The organism is Actinokineospora baliensis (genome assembly GCF_016907695.1).
In the GTDB taxonomy this organism is placed as follows: Bacteria; Actinomycetota; Actinomycetes; order Mycobacteriales; family Pseudonocardiaceae; genus Actinokineospora; species Actinokineospora baliensis.
Genome location: NZ_JAFBCK010000001.1, coordinates 6,276,765 through 6,297,641, shown reverse-complemented (window position 1 = coordinate 6,297,641; position 20,877 = coordinate 6,276,765). Strand labels below are relative to the sequence as shown.

General features: G+C 72.5%; 20 protein-coding genes. 14 read left to right on the top strand and 6 right to left on the bottom strand.

From position 1 onward, the window contains the following. The gene (locus tag JOD54_RS27970) at positions 1-2,022 is read right to left on the bottom strand and encodes a S9 family peptidase (RefSeq protein ID WP_307860347.1); all 2,022 of its coding nucleotides are present in this window, start codon (positions 2,020-2,022) and stop codon (positions 1-3) included. A gap of 186 nt (positions 2,023-2,208) precedes the next feature. Between JOD54_RS27970 and JOD54_RS27965 the strand changes: the two genes are divergently transcribed. From JOD54_RS27965 to JOD54_RS27955, 3 genes are all read left to right on the top strand, one after another. Next, positions 2,209-2,628 (top strand): pyridoxamine 5'-phosphate oxidase family protein, encoded by a 420-nt coding sequence (locus JOD54_RS27965; RefSeq protein WP_204454856.1) that lies wholly within the window; start codon positions 2,209-2,211, stop codon positions 2,626-2,628. A 96-nt stretch (positions 2,629-2,724) separates the two neighbouring features. Next, on the top strand, positions 2,725-5,142 hold the full coding sequence (locus JOD54_RS27960) for a PEP/pyruvate-binding domain-containing protein (protein ID WP_239573531.1): 2,418 nt from the start codon (positions 2,725-2,727) through the stop codon (positions 5,140-5,142). Between the two features lie 8 nt (positions 5,143-5,150). Then, a complete protein-coding gene (locus JOD54_RS27955) occupies positions 5,151-5,669 on the top strand; it encodes a GNAT family N-acetyltransferase (RefSeq protein ID WP_204454855.1) in 519 nt (172 codons plus the stop codon). Here JOD54_RS27955 and ligD read toward each other — a convergent pair. Further along, a complete protein-coding gene (gene ligD, locus JOD54_RS27950; RefSeq protein WP_204454854.1) occupies positions 5,666-6,634 on the bottom strand; it encodes a non-homologous end-joining DNA ligase in 969 nt (322 codons plus the stop codon). The genes JOD54_RS27955 and ligD overlap by 4 nt on opposite strands. Positions 6,635-7,102: 468 nt before the next feature. Here ligD and JOD54_RS27945 point away from each other — a divergent pair, with 468 nt between their 5' ends. The 6 genes from JOD54_RS27945 (at position 7,103) to JOD54_RS27920 (ending at position 12,545) form a co-directional block, all read left to right on the top strand. Further along, a complete protein-coding gene (locus tag JOD54_RS27945) occupies positions 7,103-7,720 on the top strand; it encodes a PadR family transcriptional regulator (RefSeq protein ID WP_307860346.1) in 618 nt (205 codons plus the stop codon). Then, positions 7,699-8,901 carry an FAD-dependent oxidoreductase gene (locus JOD54_RS27940; RefSeq protein ID WP_204454853.1) on the top strand — a complete coding sequence of 401 codons (1,203 nt, stop codon included), beginning with the start codon at positions 7,699-7,701 and terminating at the stop codon, positions 8,899-8,901. Before JOD54_RS27945 ends, JOD54_RS27940 begins: the two co-directional genes overlap by 22 nt. 10 nt (positions 8,902-8,911) lie before the next feature. Continuing rightward, a complete protein-coding gene (gene mobA / locus JOD54_RS27935; protein WP_204454852.1) occupies positions 8,912-9,475 on the top strand; it encodes a molybdenum cofactor guanylyltransferase in 564 nt (187 codons plus the stop codon). Positions 9,476-9,559: 84 nt separating this feature from the next. Next, on the top strand, positions 9,560-10,612 hold the full coding sequence (locus JOD54_RS27930) for an AAA family ATPase (RefSeq protein ID WP_372440351.1): 1,053 nt from the start codon (positions 9,560-9,562) through the stop codon (positions 10,610-10,612). Between the two features lie 65 nt (positions 10,613-10,677). Next, complete coding sequence (locus tag JOD54_RS27925) at positions 10,678-11,559, top strand: DUF58 domain-containing protein (RefSeq protein ID WP_204456736.1); 882 nt, start codon at positions 10,678-10,680, stop codon at positions 11,557-11,559. A gap of 2 nt (positions 11,560-11,561) precedes the next feature. Then, positions 11,562-12,545, top strand: coding sequence for a VWA domain-containing protein (locus JOD54_RS27920; protein ID WP_204456734.1), 984 nt, complete (start codon positions 11,562-11,564; stop codon positions 12,543-12,545). A gap of 222 nt (positions 12,546-12,767) precedes the next feature. On the opposite strand, the gene JOD54_RS27915 is transcribed toward JOD54_RS27920, so the two are convergent. Then, entirely contained in the window at positions 12,768-13,412 is a 645-nt protein-coding gene (locus JOD54_RS27915) for a DUF2461 family protein (RefSeq protein ID WP_204454848.1), read from the bottom strand. A gap of 302 nt (positions 13,413-13,714) precedes the next feature. On the opposite strand from JOD54_RS27915, the gene fabG reads away from it, so the two are divergent. Genes fabG through JOD54_RS27900 form a run of 3 tightly spaced genes read left to right on the top strand, consistent with a single transcriptional unit; the run spans position 13,715 to position 16,244 of the window. Further along, complete coding sequence (gene fabG / locus JOD54_RS27910; protein ID WP_204456732.1) at positions 13,715-14,419, top strand: beta-ketoacyl-ACP reductase; 705 nt, start codon at positions 13,715-13,717, stop codon at positions 14,417-14,419. Positions 14,420-14,445: 26 nt separating this feature from the next. After that, positions 14,446-15,213 (top strand): enoyl-ACP reductase FabI, encoded by a 768-nt coding sequence (fabI, locus tag JOD54_RS27905; RefSeq protein ID WP_204454845.1) that lies wholly within the window; start codon positions 14,446-14,448, stop codon positions 15,211-15,213. After that, positions 15,210-16,244: a ferrochelatase gene (locus JOD54_RS27900; RefSeq protein ID WP_204454843.1), complete on the top strand. Its 1,035-nt coding sequence runs from the start codon at positions 15,210-15,212 to the stop codon at positions 16,242-16,244. The genes fabI and JOD54_RS27900 overlap by 4 nt, the downstream gene beginning before the upstream one ends. Positions 16,245-16,827: 583 nt before the next feature. Here the strand turns inward: JOD54_RS27900 and JOD54_RS27895 are convergent. The 3 genes from JOD54_RS27895 to JOD54_RS27885 form a co-directional block, all read right to left on the bottom strand. After that, entirely contained in the window at positions 16,828-17,076 is a 249-nt protein-coding gene (locus JOD54_RS27895; RefSeq protein WP_204454841.1) for a hypothetical protein, read from the bottom strand. Positions 17,077-17,081: 5 nt separating this feature from the next. Then, the gene (locus JOD54_RS27890; protein ID WP_204454838.1) at positions 17,082-17,654 is read right to left on the bottom strand and encodes a hypothetical protein; all 573 of its coding nucleotides are present in this window, start codon (positions 17,652-17,654) and stop codon (positions 17,082-17,084) included. A gap of 630 nt (positions 17,655-18,284) precedes the next feature. Next, a complete protein-coding gene (locus JOD54_RS27885; RefSeq protein ID WP_204454836.1) occupies positions 18,285-19,079 on the bottom strand; it encodes an Rv1486c family protein in 795 nt (264 codons plus the stop codon). A gap of 61 nt (positions 19,080-19,140) precedes the next feature. Between JOD54_RS27885 and JOD54_RS27880 the strand changes: the two genes are divergently transcribed. Both JOD54_RS27880 and JOD54_RS27875 read left to right on the top strand, forming a co-directional pair. Next, entirely contained in the window at positions 19,141-19,629 is a 489-nt protein-coding gene (locus JOD54_RS27880; RefSeq protein ID WP_204454834.1) for a YcxB family protein, read from the top strand. Then, complete coding sequence (locus tag JOD54_RS27875) at positions 19,626-20,855, top strand: low temperature requirement protein A (RefSeq protein ID WP_204454831.1); 1,230 nt, start codon at positions 19,626-19,628, stop codon at positions 20,853-20,855. Before JOD54_RS27880 ends, JOD54_RS27875 begins: the two co-directional genes overlap by 4 nt. Positions 20,856-20,877 lie beyond the last annotated feature (22 nt).

The following is a 20,877-nucleotide window of genomic DNA, read 5'->3' as shown; positions in this document are numbered from 1 at the left end:
TCAGCCCAGTAGGGCTGGGCGGTGCCACTCCTCGCCGAGGACGTGTTCGGCTAGGAAGGCCAGGACGGTGGCGTACCAGAGGCGGACGTTGTTGGGGGCCAGGATGAAGTGGTTCTCGTCCGGGAAGTACAGGAAGCGGTGTGGGCCGGTGCCGTCGGCGCAGCGGGCGGAGAGGTCCCACCACAGCCGTAGGGCCTCGTTGATGGGTACCCGGAAGTCGCGGGCGCCGTGGATCACCAGCATCGGGGTGGTGATGGCGTCGGCGAAGTGGTGGGGGGAGTTGGCCTCGGCGACCTCGGGGGTCATCTCGCGGCGGAAGTCGTGGGCGATGTCGGCGGTGTCGGTGGACTGGTTGAGGTCCCAGACGGAGGCGTGGGTGATGATCGCGGCGAACCGGTCGGTGTGCCCGGCGATCCAGTTGGCCATGTAGCCGCCGAACGAGCCGCCCATCGCGGCGGTCCTGGTGGGGTCCAGGTCGGGCCTGCGCAGCGCTGCGTCGGTGATCGCCATCAGGTCGGTGTAGGGCTCCTGGCCCCACGCGCCCCAGCCGCGGCGGATGAACTCGATGCCGTAGCCGGTCGACAGGGCCGGGTCGGGCATCAGGACCGCGTACCCGCGCGCGGCGGCGATCCACGGGTTCCAGCGCCACGACCAGTTGTTGCGCGAGAGCACCGGTCCGCCGTGGATCCACAGCAGCAGCGGCGCGGGCGAGTCCGCGTCCGCCGTCTCCGGCAGGGTCAGCCAGCCGCGCAGCGGTGTGCCGTCCTCGGCGGTCGCGGTCACCTCGGCCAGCCGCCCGCGCACGGCCGTGGGGATCCCCAGCGCCGCGGCCGGGCAGGGCAGCGGCGTGACCGCGCCGTCGCACAGGCTGATCCGGACCGGGACCGGTGGGCTGTCGATCGTGGACCGCAGCGCGTAGGCCCACCGGCCGTCGGGGGAGACGGCGGTGTCGGTGTAGGCGGCGTCGTCGGTGGTCAGCCGGGTGGGTTCGCCGGTGGCCACGTCGACGAGCCACAGCGGGGAGCGGCCGAGGTGGTCGGCGGCGACGACGATCGTGCGGCCGTCCGGGGTCCACCGCGCGGTGTGCGGCCAGCGGTCCCACGCCGCGGTCAGCGCCTCGACCGGGCCGCCCGCGACCGCGACGACACCCAGCCAGCGGTCGCCGGGGTCGTCGGGGTTCTTGCGCCGCTGCACCACCACCGCGACCCGGCTGCCGTCGGGGGAGATCCGCGGCGTGTCGTACTCGTGGTCGGGGTCGTCGGCCAGCACCCGGCGCGCCCCGGTGGCCACGTCGATGGCGACCAGGGTGTGCCGCTGCGACCCGCCGGGTTCGCCGACCGCCCACATGGTGACCACGGTCCGCCTGTCCGGGCTCAGGTCCCAGGTGCAGTCCTCGCCCAGCGCGCGGCCGACGTGCCCGGTCAGGTCGCGCACCCCGTCCGGTCCGGCCGCCAGCAGCCGGGTGCGCTCCGGGCCCAGGTCGTGGTCCCAGTGCCGGATCGGGAACTCGTCGTGCAGCACCGCCGACACGCACGCGTCGGCCCGCTTGCCACGCAGCGCCCGGTCGGTCTCCAGGTCTACCGCGGACGGCAGCAGCGCCGACCCGAACACGGTCGTCCCGTCCGCGGCGGTCAGCACCCCGCGCACCCCGCCGCCTGGGCGCACCACCGGTTCGGGGTCGCCCCCGGCCGCGGGCAACGCCCACAACGCGAGACCGTCGGCGCCGCCGGGCTCCGGCCTGGCCGAGGTGAACAGCAGGTCGCCACCGGGGGTGAACCCGGCGCCGGTCTCGCCCTCGGTGCTCCTGGTGAGCCTGCGCGCGTCCACGATGCCGTCGGGGTCGACCCCCCACAGCGACCGGATGTGCCGGGTCCCGGTCTCGTCCGGCAGCGACACCCCGACCACCACCCGGCGGCCGTCGTGGGAAAGCCACAGCCCGGCCAGTTGCGGCATCCGCACGAAGGCGTCCAGATCGGCCAGCGGCCCGGCGGGTAGCCGGTTCCCGGCCTCGTCGAAGATCACGTCTTCTTATACCGAACCCGGCGGCCGCGCGCCCCCGCCAGGTCCCCGGCCCACCGGGTGGGATGTCCTCGTTGGGGCCTTCAGGGGTACCCCCTGCCGCGGTGATCAGCGCGGACGCCGGGCACCTTCGTGGGAGAAACTGTTGCGGTGCCGGGGTTGTCAGTGATTTGCCGTAGTGTTCGCGGTATGCCACTGACTCTGGACGAGCGCGAGCAGTTCCTCCTCGAGCCGCACATCGGTTCACTGGCCGTCGCGGGCGAGCCGGGACGGGGACCGCTGCAGGTGCCGATCTGGTACAAGTACACCCCCGGCGGATCGCTGTGGATCACCACCAAGGCCACCTCGCGCAAGGCGGGCCTGATCCGCGCCGCGGGCCGCTTCTCCCTCCTGGTCGAACGCCTGACCCCCTCGATCCGCTACGTCTCGGTGGAGGGCCCGGTCACCGCCGAGGTCGGCAACGAGGACTACCTGCGTGAGATGGCGTCCCGCTACGTCGCCCCCGAGCGGCTGGAGGCCTACATCGCCTACCTGAAGAAGGAGGGCGAGCAGACGGTCTTCCGCCTCACGGTCGAGAACTGGACCTCCGCCGACCTCGGTCCGGCCTGATCAGACCCCCGGTGCGGCCGTCCGCTGGGACAGTCGCACCGGGTGCGCGGCGCCACCCGCTTCACCGGCGGCCCTCGCACTGCCACGATGTCGGGCATGACCGACCTGAGCCCGGCCGCTGAGGGCATGGTGCTCGCCTTGGACGCCCCGGCCGCAGATCTGCGCACCGTGGGCGGCAAGGGCGCCGCGCTGGCCCGCATGGCCAGGGCGGGTCTGCCCGTGCCGCCCGGGTTCCACGTCACGACCGCCGCGTACCGGGCGTTCCTGTTCCCCGACACCCGCCTCGGCGACCCGGCGGCCTTCATCCGCTCCGCCATGCCCCCGTCGGTGGCCCGCGCCGTCGCGGACGCCTACTCCGGACTCGGCGCGGGCGCTGTCGCCGTTCGTTCGTCGGCCACCGCCGAGGACCTCGATGACCTGTCCTTCGCCGGTCAGCACGACAGCTTCCTCGGGGTGGTCGGGACGGAGGCGCTCCTGGACGCCGTGCGCCGTTGTTGGGCTTCGCTGTGGACTGATCGGGCGGTGGCCTACCGCGCTCGGCACGGGGTCCCCGAGGACGGGTTGGCGCTCGCGGTCGTTGTCCAGCGCATGGTTCGGGCCACCGCCGCCGGGGTGCTGTTCACGGCCAACCCGCTCACCGGCGACCCGGGCGAGACCGTGGTCAACGCCGCCTGGGGGCTGGGTGACTCCGTCGCGGGCGGGCGGGTCACGCCGGACGTGTACGTGGTGGCCGGGGGCGCCGAGGTTCGGCGAGAGGTCGCGGACAAGGCGGTCATGACGGTCCAGGTGGCCGCCGGGGCCGAGGACGTTCCGGTGCCGGACCGCCTGCGCCGGACGGCTGCTCTGGACACCGCGCAGGTCCTCGAACTCGCCGGGCTCGGCGCGCGCGTGCGTGAGCTGTACGGGGTGGACGTCGACATCGAGTGGGCTCGGCACGCCGACGGGTTCGCCCTGCTGCAGGCGCGGCCGATCACCACGCAGGTCGCGGAGGTCTGGAACGACAGCCTGTCCGGCGACTACCTCTGGAGCTCGGCCAACGTGGGCGAGGCCGTTCCGAGCGTGATGACCCCGGCCACCTGGTCGCTCGTGCGGACCATGCCCGCGCCCGCGTTGGGGCCGCACCCGAGCAAGGGCAACATCGGTGGCCGCTTCTACCTGAACCTGAGCGTTCCGCTGGCCGTCGGTACCGCACTGGGCCTTGGGCGACCGGCGCGGCGCGCGGTCGGGCGGCTGTTCGGTCGGATTCCCGCCGATGTCGAGGTCCCGCCGTTGCCGATGGGTCGGTGGGAGGTGGTGCGGGCCGCCGCGAAGGCTGCCATCCCGTTCGCCCGCCAGGGCAGGGAGTTCCGACAGCGGTTGCCCGAGTTGCTGGCCCGCACGCCCGGCCGGTGCACGGCGTTGCGCGAGCGGATCGCCCGCGCGGGCAGCGCGGGGGAGTTGCTCGCATTGTGGCGGTCCGATGTGGACACATTGCTGCGCTTCGATTGCGCGGTTCTCGACGCCGGTGGCCGCACCGCTCGGGCGGGGGAGCGGGTCGCAGCCCGGCTCAGGAAGATCGCCCCGGACGACGCCGAGTTGCTGACCACCGGGCTGCACAACGCCGACGAGGGTCTGGCCAGCCTCGGTCCAGTGCTGGGTCTCGCCCGGCTGCGTGCGGGGGAGATCGACCGGGATACCTATGCGCGGCAGTGGGGTCACCGCTGCGTCGACGAGTACGAGGTGTCGGTGCCCCGGCCGCTGGAGGATCCTGGGTGGATCGACTCCGCTTTGGCGGCGCCTGGTGATCCGCGAGCGCTGCTGGACCGACAGGCCGAGGCGCGCGAGGAAGCCTGGAAGCGTTTCACCGCAGCACATCCGCGCCGGGCTCCCGGGATTCGACGGGCTCTCGACCAGGCGGCGGAAGTGGGACGCGGGCGGGAGCGGGCGCGGTCGGAGATGGTGCGGACGTTCTCGGTGTTCCGGGCGTTCATCGTCCGCGCCGGTGAACTGACCGGTCACGGCGACGACCTGTTCATGCTGCCGATCGACGACATCCTCGCGGTCCTGACCGGAGACGACACGCCGCTCGAGGCCGTGCCCGCGCGCAAGGCGGCGTACCGGCTCTACCGGTCGCTGCCGCCCTACCCGACGCTGATCAGCGGCCGGTTCGACCCGGTGGCTTGGGCCGAGGCGACGCAGGAGGTGGCGGACGGCGTGATCACCGGATTCCCCGGCATGCCAGGTGTCGTCACCGCGACCGCCCGTGTTGTGTCCACAGTGGAGGAAGCGGGAGCGTTGCGGGAAGGGGAGATCCTGGTCACCCCGGCGACCAATGTCGGCTGGACGCCGGTCTTCCCGCGAGCCGCGGCCATCGTCACCGATGTCGGCGCGCCGCTGTCGCACGCGGCCATCGTCGCCAGGGAACTGGGCATCCCGGCGGTCGTCGGCTGCGGCGACGCCACGACCCGGCTGCGCACGGGGGACCTCGTGCGGGTCGACGGAGCACGCGGAACCGTGGAGCTGGTCGAGGAATAGGATCGCTCATGTCTGGAGAGGAGAGCCCTGTGCTGATCACCCGACCGGAGACGCCGGACGACGCCGCGGCCATCCACGCGGTCAACGCGGCGGCGTTCCCCACGGTCGCCGAGGCCGATCTCGTTGACGCGCTGCGGGCGGACCCGCGGGCGTGGATCGACGGTTTGTCGACCGTCGCCGCCGACGGCGAGGTCGTCGGGCACGCCCTGCTGACCCGGTGCTGGGTCGGGGGGCATCCGGCGCTCGCGCTGGCCCCGTGTGCGGTTCGGCCTGACCGGCAGCGGCAGGGGGTGGGGGACGCGGTGATCCGGTTCGGGCTCGCGGCCGCGCGCGATCGCGGGGAGAACCTGGTCGTGGTGCTGGGGCACGCCGAGTACTACCCGCGGTTCGGGTTCACCCCGGCGTCCGGGTTCGGCGTGCTGGCCCCGTTCGACGTGCCGGACGAGGCGTTCATGGCCTTGGCGCTCGACCCGGCGCGACCGGTGCCGACCGGACTCGTCGAGTACCCGGCGGCGTTCGGCGTCTAGTTCTCGCGGTCGTCGGGTTCGCCGGGGTCGGTCGCGCCGTCGCGTTCGTCGCGGTCGGCCCACTCCAGCAGCGCGTCCAACCGGAAGACGGCGTCGTCGATGCCCGCGTGCGGATCGCCCAACTCGGCGAACCGGGCCGGGACGGTGGCGATCGTGCAGTCCCTCGGGTCCACGGCGTCGAGTTCGTCCCACCGCAGCGGGGTCGACACGGTGGCCTCGGGGACGCCGCGCACGGAGTAGGCCGAGGCGATCGTGTGGTCGCGCGCGTTCTGGTTGTAGTCGACGAACAACGCCGCCGGGTCGCGGTCCTTGCGCCACCACGTCGTGGTCACCTCCTCGGGGGCCCGCCGCTCGACCTCCCGCGCGAACGCCAGAGCCGCGCGGCGCACCTCACCGAACGTCCACTCCGGAGCGATCCGCACGTACACGTGCAACCCGCGCCCGCCCGAGGTCTTCGGCCAGCCGACCGCGCCGAGCTCGTCGAGCACCTCGTGCGCCACCCGCGCGACCCGGCGAACCCGGCCGAACCCGCAGTCGGGCATCGGGTCCAGGTCGATCCGCCACTCGTCCGGCCGCTCGGTGTCGGCCCGCCGCGAGTTCCACGGGTGGAACTCCACCGTCGACATCTGCACCGCCCACACGACATCGGCCAGCTTCGTGACGCACAACTCGTCGGCGTGCCGGTTGTACCGCGGGAAGTGCACCCGCACCGTCTCCAACCACGGCGGCGCCCCGTGCGGCACCCGCTTCTGGTGCACCTTGTCCCCGGTCACCCCCTTCGGGAACCGGTGCATCATGCACGGCCGCTCCCGCAACGCCCGCACGACGCCGTCGCCGACGGAGAGGTAGTAGTTGACCAGGTCGAGCTTGGTCGCCCCGATCGCCGGGAAGTACACCCGGTCCGGATTGGACACCCGAACCGAGAGCCCACCCACCTCGACCTCAACCGCCGGGGAGTCCGCCATGCCCCCAACGTAACCAGCCCGGACGCGCGCTGCCAGTGCTCACCGTCGCCCCCGGCTGACCCCTTCCGCGCCCCGGCGCCAGGCGCGGACAAGGGCGCACACCGTTCGGAGCGCCTCGACTCGGCGGAGAGGTGGCCGTACGGCGGCCCTCCGTCGGCGCCCACCCGCCTACCCGCTCGCTGCTGCTGCTGCCCGCCGCCCGCTCGCTGCTCGGTCGCAGTCGCCGCCCGCCGCACGTGCCGCGCCCAGTTGGCGGCGACAACGAACGGCCGCCAAGGCCATCAGGTAGTTGTCGCCGCATCCGCGGCATGCGCGCTGACGTCCACCCGCACTCGAACGCGCCATCTGGGCGCCCGCTGCCAGGGCTCGGCGGCGGGTGCGAGGCTGAGCGGGTCATGGTCCGGAACGAATAGTTGACACTGACTAGTTGGGTGAGGATAGTTGGTGTCGGCTAGAGATGAGGGAGTGGTGGCGAAGCGACGCGCGGTGGGCAACCCGCTGGCGTTGGCGGTGCTGTCCGGTCTGCTGCTCGAACCGATGCACCCCTACGAGATGGGGCGCAGGCTCAAGGAGACCGGCAAGGACCGCAACATCAAGTACAACCGGGGCTCGCTCTACATGGTGGTGGAGCAGCTGCGCAAAGCCGGGTTCATCGCCGAGCAGGAGACCGTGCGCGACACGGCGCGTCCGGAGCGGACCGTGTTCGCGCTCACCGACGCCGGTCGGGATGAGCTCTACGACTGGATGCGGGAGCTGGTCGCGGTTCCCGAGCACGAGTACCCCAAGTTCGGGGTGGCGCTGTCGCTGCTCGGGGTGTTGGAGCCGGGGCAGGCGGTCGAGTTGCTCGGGCGCCGGTTGGTGGCGCTCGACGGTGAGGCTGGTGGGATCGCTTCGGAGATCGCCGCGGCCAAGGCGCAGGGTGTGCTGTGGGTCTTCCTGATCGAGGAGGACTACCGGCTCGCGCTGCTGGAGGCCGAGCGCCGGTTCGTCACCTCCCTCATCGCTGCCCTCGGGGCGCCGGAATACATCCGGGCCTGGCAGGACGCGATGGGAGAGGGGACACCGTGGGGCGCGAGCGAGCGGTAAAGACCGCGTTGGTGATCGGGGGTGGCATCGCGGGACCGGTGGTCGCCGCGGCGCTGCGGCGGGCCGGGGTCGGGGTGACCGTGTTCGAGGCGTACGCCGAGGCCGCGGACGGGGTCGGCGGGATGCTGATGGTCGCGCCCAACGGGCTCGACGCGTTCGCCGCGGTCGGGGTGGGGGAGCGGGTCGCTGACCTGGGGCAGCCGTGCGGGTCGATGGTGATGGAGGACTTCCAGGGCAGGAAGGTGTTCGCCTTCGGCGGGTTGCCCGGTCTGCCCGCCAGCCGCCTCATGTGGCGGTCGGACCTCTACCGGGTGCTGCGCGACCGCGCCGTCGAGCTCGGCGCGGTGGTCGAGCACGGCAAGCGGTTGGTCGGCGTCGAGGAGGGCCCCGACTCGATCACCGCGGTGTTCGACGACGGCACCACCGCCACCGGGGACGTGCTGGTCGGCGCGGACGGCATCCGCTCGACCGTGCGCACCCTGATCGACCCGGACGCCCCGGGACCCGAGCCGGTCGGGCTGCTCGGTCTCGGCGGCTGGGGACCGCCGGTGCCCGGTATCGGCGGTCCGGACGTCATGCACCTCGCGCAGGGCAAGCGCGCGTTCTTCGGCTACTGGGCGACCCCGGAGGGCGACACGGCCTGGTTCAGCAACCTCCCGCACAAGGGCGCGATGTCCACAGCGGAGGCCCGTGCGGTGCCCACAGAGGACTGGTTGCGCCACCTGCGGACCGCGCATGAGGGCGACCACCCGGCCGAGCGGGTGCTGGCGGGCGCCAGGGACCTGCAGGTCATCGGCGCGCTGGAGATCCTGCCCGACGTCGAGCACTGGTACCGCGGCCGCATGGTGCTCGTGGGCGACGCCGCGCACGCCCCGTCGCCCAGTTCCGGTCAGGGCGTGTCGATCACCGCCGAGAGCGCGGTCCAGCTGGCCAGGTGCCTGCGCGACATCGCCGACCTGCCCGGCGCGTTCGCCGCCTACGAGCGGTTGCGCCGGGCCAGGGTCAACAAGATCATCGCCGGGGCGCGCCGGACCAACAACAGCAAGGCCGCCGGACCCGTCGCCCGCGCGGTCGGCCGGGTGCTGGCCCCGGTCCTGTCCCGCACGGTGTTCACCCCGCGCCGGATCTTCGGCGACGTGCACGCGCACACCATCGACTGGGAGGCCCGCGTCACCGCCTAGGCTCGACGGCGTGCGGTGGGCGGCGGTGATCCTCGCGGGCGGCAAGGCCACCCGGATGGGCGGGATCGACAAACCCGCGCTCGTCGTCGGCGGCAGCACGTTGCTCGACCGCGCGATCACCGCCGTCGCGCACGCCGACGAGATCGTCGTCGTCGGCCCACCCCGGCCGACCGTCCACCCCGTGCGGTGGACGCGAGAACCAGAACCCGGCTCCGGCCCGGTGGCCGCCTTGGCCGCCGGGCTGGAGTTCGTCACCGCCGACACCACGGTCCTGCTCGCCGCGGACCTCCTCGCGATATCCCGCGCGACCGTCGACCGCCTGCGCGCCGAAGCCCCCGCGTTGCTCGTCGACGCCGACGGACGTGACCAGTGGCTGCTCGGCGCGTGGCCCACCGCACCGCTGCGCGCCGCGTTGCCCGAGCGGCCGGTGGACGCGGCACTGCGTAAGGTCCTCACGGGACTCTCACCGGTCCGCTTGGTGGACCTCGACGGCAGCTCGCGCGATGTGGACCACCCGGCGGACCTGCCGGGTGGGGGCCGCGTTCCCAGTGACCCGACCGCGTTCCCAGAGTGAGTTCACAGGGCTCACACCAGTGGTCCGGTTGGCTGTACGCGGTAGGCCGTGAGGTCTGTCGCGAGATCCACGAGGAGGATGCCGGTGACCGAGCCCGGGCAGGCCGAGGCGCCCACGACCCCCGCGCGCGACGCGCAGCTGCTCGAACGCACCGTGTTCGAGGTCAAGCGGGTGATCGTCGGGCAGGACCGCCTGGTCGAGCGGATGCTGGTCGGCCTGCTGGCCAAGGGGCACCTGCTGCTGGAGGGCGTGCCCGGTGTGGCCAAGACCCTCGCGGTGGAGACCTTCGCCAGGGTCGTCGGCGGGTCCTTCTCCCGGGTCCAGTTCACCCCCGACCTGGTGCCTGCCGACATCCTCGGCACCCGCATCTACCGGCAGGGCAGTGAGCGCTTCGACGTCGAACTCGGCCCGGTGGTGGCCAACTTCGTGCTGGCCGACGAGATCAACCGCGCGCCTGCCAAGGTGCAGTCGGCGATGCTCGAGGTGATGGCCGAGCGGCACGTGTCCATCGGCGGCAAGACCTTCCCGATGCCCACCCCGTTCCTGGTGCTGGCCACCCAGAACCCGATCGAGAACGAGGGCGTCTACCCGCTGCCGGAGGCCCAGCGCGACCGGTTCCTCTTCAAGATCATCGTCGAGTACCCGACGGTGGAGGAGGAGCGCGAGATCGTCTACCGGATGGGCGTCACGCCGCCGGAGCCCAGCCAGGTGCTCACCCCCGAGGAGCTCAGCCGCCTGCAGTCGGTGGCCGCCAACGTCTTCGTGCACCACGCGCTGGTCGACTACACCGTCCGCCTGGTGCTGGCCACCCGCACCCCGGCAGAGCACGGCCTGACCGACGTCGCGGGCTGGATCGCCTACGGCGCCTCGCCGCGCGCCAGCCTTGGCATCGTCGCCGCCTCCCGCGCGCTGGCGCTGGTCCGCGGCCGCGACTACGTGCTGCCCCAAGACGTCGTCGACGTGGTGCCCGACGTGCTGCGGCACCGGCTCGTGCTGTCCTACGACGCGCTCGCCGACGGGGTGCCGATCGACCACATGATCTCCCGCGTGCTGCAGACCGTGCCGCTGCCGCAGGTCTCCGCGCGCCCGCAGGCCGTGGGGCACCCGGCCCCCGCCGGGGTGAACGGCAGGCCGTGAGCAAGGAGAGGTCCACCGACGGCGAGCGGCCCAACTGGGTCCCCCCGGTCCTGCGCGGCGACCGCATGGAGGCGGGCCTGCGGCTGCTGGAGATCGACGTCCGGCGCAGGCTCGACGGCCTGCTGCAGGGCAACCACCTCGGCCTGGTCCCCGGTCCCGGCTCCGAGCCCGGCGAGGCCCGGCCCTACCAGCCCGGCGACGACGTGCGCCGGATGGACTGGGCGGTCACCGCGCGCACCACGGTCCCGCACATCCGGGAGACCGTCGCCGACCGCGAACTCGAGACCTGGCTGGTGGTCGACCTGTCCGCGAGCCTCGACTTCGGCACCGCGGGCTGCGAGAAGCGCGACTTGGCCGTCGCCGCTGTCGCCGCGATCACCCACCTGACCCGCGGCGGCGGCAACCGCGTCGGCGCGCTGATCTCCACCGGGGAGCGGATGATCCGGGTCCCCGCCAGGGGCGGCCTCGCGCACGCCCGCGGCTTGGTCCGCAAGGTGGCGGAGACGCCGCGCGCGACCGAGGGCGTGCGGGGTGACCTGGCCGACGCCATCGAGCAGCTCCGCCGCCCGCCGCGGCGCCGGGGGCTCGCGGTGGTCGTGTCGGACTTCCTGGGGCAGACCGAGTGGCAGCGCCCGCTGCGGGCGTTGTCGTTGCGGCACGAGCTGATCGCGGTCGAGGTCGTCGACCCGCGCGACGTCGACCTGCCCGACGTGGGCACCGTCGTGCTGGCCGACCCGGAGACCGGGCGGCGGCGCGAGGTCACCGCGTCCCCCTTGCTGCGCAAGGAGTTCGCCGCAGCTGCGGCCGAGCACCGCGCTGATGTGGCGGCGGGAATCCGCCGGGCGGGCAGCGGGCACTTGGTGCTGCGCACGGACTCCGATTGGATCGCTGACACGGTGCGCTTCGTCGTCGCCCGCAAGCGGCGCTGGTCGGGAGGGGTCGCATGACGCTGAGCCTGCGCAACTTCTCCGCGCCCCTGTGGTTCCTGCTGCTGATCGCCGTCGCCGGGCTCGTCGCGGGCTACGTGCTGGTGCAGCGGTCGCGGCGCAAGCGGACCCTGCGGTTCACCAACCTGGAACTGCTGGACAAGGTGTCCTCCAGCGGGCCGAGCCGGTGGCGGCACGTGCCCGCCGTGGTGCTGGTGGCCGCGCTGCTGCTGCTGACCACCGCGATGGCCGGGCCGACCGCCGAGCAGCGGGTGCCGCGCAACCGGGCCACCGTGATGCTGGTGATCGACGTCTCGCTGTCCATGGAGGCCACCGACGTCGCGCCCACCCGGCTCAAAGCCGCCCAGGTGGCGGCCAAGTCCTTCGCCCAGGGCCTGACCCCCGGGGTCAACCTGGGGCTGATCACCTTCGCCGGTACCGCGACCGTCCTCGTCGCGCCCACCACCGACCGCGGCGGTGTGGCGAAGGCGATCGACAACCTCAAGCTCGCCCAGTCCACCGCCACCGGCGAGGCCATCTTCGCGGCGCTGCAGTCCATCGAGGGCTTCTCGCAGGTCGTCGGCGGCCCCGAGGGCCCACCACCGGCGCGCATCGTGCTGATGTCCGACGGCAAGCAGACCATCCCGACCGAGAACGAGGACGACCCGCGCGGCTCGTTCACCGCGGCCAAAGCCGCCGCCGACAAGAAGATCCCGATCACCACGATCTCCTTCGGCACCGCGGAGGGCACCGTCGAGATCGAGAGCCGCATCCAATCGGTGGCCGTGGACGACGCCGCCATGGAAGAGATCGCCACCCTCTCCGGCGGCGACTTCTACAAGGCCGCCACCGCCGACCAGCTCCGCAAGGTCTACGACACCCTCGGCGAACAGATCGGCTACGAGATCAAGGAAGCCGACGCCAGCAGACCCTGGCTGATCCTGGGCACCCTGGCCGCGTTGATCTCCGCGGCGCTCTCGCTGGTGTTCGGCCAACGCCTGCCCTAATCCCGCGCTGGCTGGGCATGGCGGGGTGTCGTGGGCTGGCACGGGTGGGCTGCGTGCCTGGAAGCCGGCTGCGTTGCCATGGCCAGCCGCGGCGGCGGGGGTGCGTAGTCAGTCGCCTGCCGGATCTCCGTGGGCTCGTGGCAGGTGGTCGCATTGATTCGCGCCGCTTGCGGGGTGGCCACCTGCTGCTCGCGCCGAGGCGCCTGCCCTGAGTCTGCGCTGCTAGCGGGTCAGGCGGGGGGCGGGGATGACCACGTTGCGGGCCAGCCAGCCCAGGAGCGCGTCGAGTTCCCGCGCCACCTGCAGCACCTGGTCCACCGCGGCCGCGCTGTGCACGGCCTCCTCCGGGCGCACCGGGCGGGTCGCCACCAGGGAGCGGTAGCGCAGGAGGTCCGCGCGCGGGTGGTCGGGCGGGTACTCGCGCGGGCCGCGCTTCATCACGTCGCCGGTCACCTCGAAGTGCTGGGGCAGGGCGGCCAGGATGCCGACCAGTTCCGCGCCGCTGCCGTCCTCGGCGACCGCGCTGCGGAATTGGCGGACCTGGCCCGGGTCCGGGTAGTGCCACGCGCCTTTGACGTGTAATCCGTCGAGGTCGAACCGCAGTCCGATCTCGACATTGCGCGCCAGCCGCACGACCGCGCCTTGGTGTTGCCACCAGAACGGGTCTTTCGCGAAGTGCCACACGGAGAAATCGGCGTAGCGCGGGTCGGCGTCGGCCAGATCGGCCAGCAGGTCCGCCATCGGCGCCCGCACCAACCGCTCCCGGTCGCGGCGGTTGCGCTCGCGGACCTGTGTGCTGGGAACGCCATCGAGGTTGTGCAACACGTCGAGTGCCTGCACCGGCCACCCGGTGAACCTTCGGGGCATGGGTCGATTCTAGGGCCGTTCCCGCGCCACGAACGTGTGGCCGTTGCGGATACGCACAGTGCCGATTACCCGGTTGGTTTCGGCCGACCGGGTAATGCCGGGACCCATTCCTCGACGAACGACCAATCAGGCGCTGGAAAAGCCCGCCGCTGTTCCCCCGAACGTGCCAGGAGGATCGGTCGCCGCATTCCTGTGTGTTCGATCACTTCGGAATTCCGCACGCGGCCCGCCCCGGTCAGCGGCGGTGCCCTCGCCGCCAGATAGCCTGCCGGGGACGGGCTCGCCGGGTGGATGGGATGGCAATGGGACGGTCGGTACTGGTCACGGGCGGCAACCGGGGCATCGGGTTGGCCATCGCACGCGCCTACCAGGCGCAGGGTGACAAGGTCGCCATCACCCACCGCGGCTCCGGCGCGCCGGATGGCCTGCTGGGCGTCCGCTGCGACGTCACCGACGCCGAGGCCGTCGACGCCGCCTTCACCGAGGTGGAGGCCGCGCACGGCCCGGTCGAGGTGCTCGTCGCCAACGCGGGCATCACCGACGACACGCTGCTGATGCGGATGACCGAGGACCAGTTCACCCGGGTGATCGACGCCAACCTCACCGGCGCGTGGCGGGTCACCAAGCGCGCCACCCGCGGCATGCTCAAGGCCCGCTTCGGCCGCATCGTCTACATCTCCTCGGTCGTCGGCCTGATGGGCTCGCCCGGGCAGGTCAACTACGCCGCCAGCAAGGCGGCTCTGGTCGGCATGGCGCGCTCGATCGCCCGCGAACTGGGCTCGCGCGACATCACCGCCAACGTCGTCGCCCCGGGGTTCGTCGCCACCGACATGACCGACGCGCTCACCGAGGACCGCAAGAAGCAGATCCTGGCGACGGTCCCCGCCGGTCGCTACGCCACCGTCGAGGAGGTCGCCGCCGCGGTCACCTTCCTCACCTCCGACGCCGCCGGCTACATCACCGGCGCCGTGCTGCCGGTCGACGGCGGCCTCGGCATGGGCCACTGACCGAAGTCTCCCCCAGGAAGGAAGCCATGACCGGACTGCTCGAGGGCAAGCGGCTGCTGATCACCGGTGTGATCACCGACGCCTCCATCGCCTTCCACGTCGCCAAGGCAGCCCAGGAGCAGGGTGCCCAGGTCGTGCTGACCGGGTTCGGCAGGCTCAGCCTGGTCGAGCGGATCGCCAAGCGGCTGCCGCAGCCCGCCCCGGTGATCGAGCTCGACGTGCAGAACCAGGAGCACCTCGACACCCTCGCCGACCGGGTCCGCGAGCACGTGGACGGCCTCGACGGCGTCGTGCACGCGATCGGTTTCGCGCCCAAGACCTGCCTCGGTGAGCCGTTCCTGGACGCGCCGTGGTCGGACGTGTCGGTGGCGCTCGAGGTTTCGGCGTACTCGCTGAAGTCGCTGTCGGTCGCCGCCCTGCCGCTGCTGGCGCCGGGCTCCTCGATCGTCGGCCTCGACTTCGACGCCCGCGTCGCGTGGCCCGCCTACAACTGGATGGGCGTGGCCAAGGCCGCGTTCGAGTCCACCAACCGCTACCTGGCCCGCGAGCTCGGCCCCAAGGGCGTGCGGGTCAACCTGGTCGCCGCCGGACCGGTGCGCACCATGGCCGCCAAATCGATCCCCGGCTTCGCCGACCTGGAGGCGGGCTGGGCCGACCGCGCCCCGCTCGGCTGGGACGTCAACGACGCCACCCCGGTCGCCAAGTCGGTCTGTGCCCTGCTCTCGGACTGGTTGCCCGCCACCACCGGCTCCATGGTCTGGGTCGACGGGGGCGTGCACGCCCTGGGCATGTGATGGTCGACGCGCTGCTGTGGCTGTCCTTCGGCGGGCCCGAGGGGCCCGCCGAGGTCCGCCCGTTCCTGGAGAACGTCACCCGGGGCCGGGGGGTCCCGCCCGCCCGCCTCGACGAGGTCGAGGCCCACTACCAGCACTTCGGCGGCGTCTCCCCGATCAACCGCCTCAACCGCGAGGCCATCGCGGCCGTCGAGGCCGAACTCGCTCGCCGGGGCCTGGACCTGCCGGTCTACTTCGGCAACCGCAACTGGCACCCCATGGTCGAGACCACCGTCGCGCAGATGAAGGCCGACGGCGTCCGCCGGGCCCTGGTCTTCCCCACCAGCGCCTACGGCGGCTACTCGGCCTGCCGCCAGTACCACGAGGACATCAGCCGGGCCAGGGACGCGGTCGGCCCCGACGCCCCAGACCTGGTGAAGCTGCGCCAGTTCTTCGACCACCCCCTCTTCATCTCAGCCGTGGCCGACGCAGTTCGCGCAGCCGCGACCTTCCCCGAGTACCGCTTGGTGTTCACCGCGCACTCGGTCCCCTCGGCGGCTGATCAAGCCGCGGGCCCCCCTTCGGAGGGCGGACACCGCTACTCCCGCCAAATCGCCGAAGCCGCCCGCCTCGTGGCCACCACCCTCAACATCGACGCCTACGACGTCGTCTGGCAATCCCGCTCGGGCCCGCCACACATCCCCTGGCTGGAACCAGACATCGTCGACCACATCGAATCCCTGGCGGCACAAGGCATCCCAGCCGTGGTCGTCTGCCCCATCGGCTTCGTCAGCGACCACCTGGAAGTCGTGTGGGACCTGGACACCGAGGCAGCCGAGAAGGCCGCCACCCTGGGAATGTCCTACGCCCGCGCCGCCACCCCGAACGGCGACCCCCGCTTCGCGGAAATGGTCGTCTCCCTCATCACCGAACACCTCGACGAAGCCCCGCCCGCCAAGCTCTCGCCCTTCCCCGCCGCAGGCTGCACCCTCAACGGCACCCTGTGCGCCCCGCAGTGCTGCGAACCCCCCAGGCGCCCCACCCGCCCATAACTTCGCGCTGGCCCATAGCTTCGAGCCCGCCCACCCAAACCCAACCCACCGAGCCAGCCCGCTGGCCCGACCACCGCTCCCGGAAGCTGCTGGTGCAAACCCAGCCCACCGGACCACCCACCCAAACCCAGCCCACCGAGCCAGCCCCGCCAGCCGACTCCGACGGCATTGCCGACCACTGGACACTCGGAACAGGCGGTGCCATCCCAGCCGCCCTACCCCGACGCCTCAAGCGACCACTGGACACTCGGAAGCCGCCCACCCCAACTGCTCGATGGGGCGGACCTGTTTTGCGTGGGGTGGCGGCAGTCGTAGCGTTGTGCGTTGCAGGGCCATGCTTTTCGGCCCCAGCTTTGCGGTCCTGCCACGGGTGGCGCAGGGGCCCCGCGCAAAACAGGTTCGCCCCATCGAGCCCACCGCACCACAACGGGATCGGGCCCGATGCCGCAGGCGAGGCGTCCACCGAAGATCATCCGATTCAAGAGCCCCCGATACACATCCTACGAAGGCGCACCGACAGAACGCCGAAACGCGGCGCCGGGGGTGCAGGGGGACCTCCGGCGCCGCGTCTCGGTTTCCTACATCAGGCGCGCAGCCGGACCTCGTGCCGGAGGTCTGGCGCTGTCGCCTCGGTGGGGAAGACGGCGGCCACGTAGGCGATGGCGCAGTCCGGGCAGACCGGACGGGCGGTGGGGCGGTCGGGGTAGCGGGTGTCGACCGGGGTGCCGCAGAGGCCGGTGGTGGCGCCGCGCAGGACCACGTGGGCGCGGCCGCCGTGGGTGGTGCCGGTGCCCCAGCAGACCTCGCCGCGGGAGTTCCTGTTCGTCATCATCGGCGTCACCCGTGGTTGCTCTGGGAGAGGTCGAGGCGGGAGTGCAGTGCCTTCCCGGTCTCGCTGAGGGTGATCATGCGGCAGTCGCGCAGGCGGGCGGAGCCGACGACCAGGTGACCGGCGCTGACCAGTTCGCGCATCCGCGCGGCCAGCCTGCTCTCCACCGGGTGGCCGCGGTCGACCACCTGGTTCGCCTCGGTCATCCCGAGGTCGCCGCGCTGGGCGCAGCGGAGCAGGACGAACCAGTCGCGGGTGCGGGCGGCCTCGTCGGGGGAGCGGCGGCCGCGGCGCAGCCAGATGTCGAGCAGGCGCTCACCGGCGGAGGTGAGGCCCGCCTGCAGCCACCCGTCGTGCGGGTCGGGGGTGGCGTCGCCGAAGCCGACGAAGCCGTCGCGGCGCAGGGTGAACAGGGCGCTGACCATCAGCACACCGAGGTCGTCGGTGCGGTGGCGCAGCGCCGCCGCGGCACCGTAGGCGCCTACCTCGCCGCGCGCGACCATCTGCAGGGCACCGAGGTGGTTGGTGTCCAGCGCCAGCGGCCGGGCGGCCTGCTTGGGGTCGAGCAGTTGTGCGGTCATGGTGTGACTCCGGTGACAGCGGTTGGTCCAGTGCGATCACTATCAGGGACGGGAAGGCCCACCGCTCATCCCAAAGACCCATAGCACCGGGTTATGTCGCGGCATCCAGTCGCGTTCGCGCAGCTCGGACCAACAATCCCGGTTGCCATGGGGCCGGATCGCAGGGAAGACAAGGGTTTCCCCGCTGATGCCCCGGGAAGATCTACGGGGGCGGCGGTTCCCGGCCGCGGCCGGTGGCATCACCTTGGCATACGGGCGAAATCGGCAAGCGGTGCCGAATCCGGCGTCGAGCCGGAGATTCTTCCACGGTGCCGCAGCGGTTCCGCGGCCGCGCGCGACCGTCCCGGGCGTTCGGCCGCGCGCAATTTGCCGTTCGCAACCCGGCCGCCGGGTACCACTGACGGTGACCGGGGTTCGACCGGGATTGGTCTAGTGGTGCTGGTCCAGTCGTGAGTGGGACTCAGCTTGGTCGGCCGCGAACCGGGTCAAACCAGACATCGCCCAGGTCAGCGCCGGTGTCGGACCCACCGCGGTCATCTCCCGGTCACACCCGGTCGCCGCCGGTGGCGCCGGGTCGGCGACCGACCACGCCACACCGCGCCCGTGGTCAGAGCGGGAATGGTCGAGGGGTCAGTGCTTGTCGGCGTGCTCGGAGAAGACCCGCACGGCCTCGTCGACCGCGGCGAGCCTGGCCACCCGCACCGCGTCGAACAGCGGGCGCAGCGCGTCGGCGCGCCGCCGGGCCGAGGACGACGACAGCGCCCCACCCGGGGAGTCCTCCGCCGCCAGGTCCAGGATCGCCGACACCTCGTTGGCCCGCTGCAGCACCCGCAGCGCCCGGGGCGGGGTGCCCTCGGGCCACGGCGCGGCCGAGCGGTGCGCGACCCGGGTGGTGATCTCCTCGCGGACCCCGGCGCGGTGCTTGGCCACGCCCAGTTCGGTCAGCACGCCCGCGGCGACCCGCATGGCCCCGGTCAGCTCGTGCTCGGCCTCGCCGAGGGGCACGTGCTCGGCGGCGGGGGCGTCGCCGATGTCGAAGGCGGTCCAGCGCAGCACGCCGTCGGCGATCGGTTCGGGGACCAGGCCGAGCGGGGCACCGTGCAGCACGACGGCCTCACCGGCGTGCAGGGCGACCCCGGCGAACTCGCTGCGGCCGCCGAGGCCGCGCACGTCACCGGGGACCGGCAGGACCATCCGCCCACCGCTGACCTCGGCGCGGCGGACCGCGGCCAGCAGCCCGGCCACCTGCCCGCCAGCCTGCCCGCGCACCGGGACGTCGAGGGAGTCCGCGGTGGCCTGGTCGACGGCGACCACGTCGTGCAGCGGCGCCCAGTGGCTGAGCGCGTCCAGGACGTCGTCGGCAGCCGCGGACCCGTTCAGCCACGCCGAAACCCACACCGCGAAGGTGGCACTCGGAGTTGACACGGGGACCGAGGGTACGCGACCGGTTCCCGCCGGGGTGGATCAGCTCCCTAAGCTGCCCGTCATGCGCCTGAGCTGGACCCCCGAGGCCGCCGACTGGAGCGACGGCATCCGCGCCGCGGTGCCCTTCGTGCGGTGGGTGCCCTGGTTCGCCGCCGCCTTCGGCCTGTTCTCGGCCGTGCTGCTGGTGGTCGGCCTGGTCCTGCCCGCGATCTTCGGGCTGGTGTGCGCGGTGGGCATCGGCGTCTTCCCCGCCGTCACCATCCGCCACGCCTTCCGCCGCGAACCCGTGGCCGGCCACCCGGTCACCGCCGACGTCGACGAGCACTCGCTGCGGATGATGACCACCGACGGCAGCGCCTACAGCGACCTCACCCTCGACGAGCTCACCGGCTGGGTCGAGACCGAGCGCAGCTTCGTGCTGCTCACCGGCCCCGGCTCCTTCCACCCGATCCCCGGCCGGGCCTTCGACAGCACCGAGGACATCGACGGGTTCCGCGACCTGCTCACCCGGCTGCTCGGCCCGGCTGGCGTGGCACGATCCGCGTCATGAGCAAGCCGCACCGCGCCAGGCTGGAGCGGGTGGGCGAGTCGGCGACCGCCACCACGCTGGAGCTGTTCTTCGACCTCGTCTTCGTGTTCGCGCTGACCCAGGTGACCGCGCTGATGGCCGAGAACCCCACCTGGCTGGGGTTGCTGCGCGGCGCGCTCGTGCTGGCCGTCGTGTGGTGGTGCTGGGTCGGCTACTCGTGGCTGTCGAACCTGGTCAAGGCCGACGAGGGCACCGCCCGCACGGCGATGTTGGGCGCCATGGCCGCGATGTTCCTCATCGCGCTGGCCATCCCCGAGGCCTTCCACGACCTGCCGGGCGGGTTGTCCGGGCCGGTCGTGTTCGCCCTGTGCTACCTGCTCGTGCGCGCGGTGCACCTGCTGCTGTTCTGGATCGGCGCCGCCGACGACCCCGGGCTGCGCAAGCAACTGCTGCGGTTCACCCCGACCGTGCTCGGCGGCACCCTGTTGCTGCTGCTGGCCGCCCAGACCAGCGGTGCCGCGCAGATCGGGCTGTGGGTGGCCGCGATCGCCGCGGACTACGGCGGCACCTTCGCCATCGGCGCCTCCGGGTGGCGGCTCAACTCGGCCAAGCACTTCGCCGAGCGGCACGGCCTGATCGTGATCATCGCCTTGGGCGAGTCGATCGTGGCCATCGGCGTCGGGGTCAACGAGCTCGCCATCTCCTGGCCGATCATCGTCGCCGCGATCCTCGGGCTGACCGTGGCCGCCTGCCTGTGGTGGGCCTACTTCGACACGCACGTGCTCATCGCCGAGCGCGCGCTGGCGCGGGCGACCGGTGTCGAGCGGGCGAGCATGGCGCGCACGGCGTTCAGCTTCCTGCACCTGCCGCTCGTGGTGGGCATCGTGATGTTGGCGCTGGGGTTGAAGAAGGTCCTGAACTACGTGGCGGGCGTCGACGGCCACACCGTGGCCGACCACCTGTACGGGCCGCCGCTGTGGGCGCTCTTCGGCGGGACGGCGCTGTACCTGTTGGCCCAGGCCGGGGTTTCCTGGCGGTGCGGGCGGAACCTGAAGCCGCAGCGGATCGCGGTCGGGGCGGTGCTCATCGCGATCACGCCGCTGGCGGCGCTGCTGCCCGCGCTGGTGTCGCTGGCGGTGCTCACCGCGGTGCTGGTCGCGCTGATCGGCTACGAGTGGGTGCACTACAGGGGTGTCCGCGACGAGATCCGGCACGCCGAGCACGAAACCGGCCACGCGGCCGCGTGACCCTGGAGCGGCTCCACGTCGA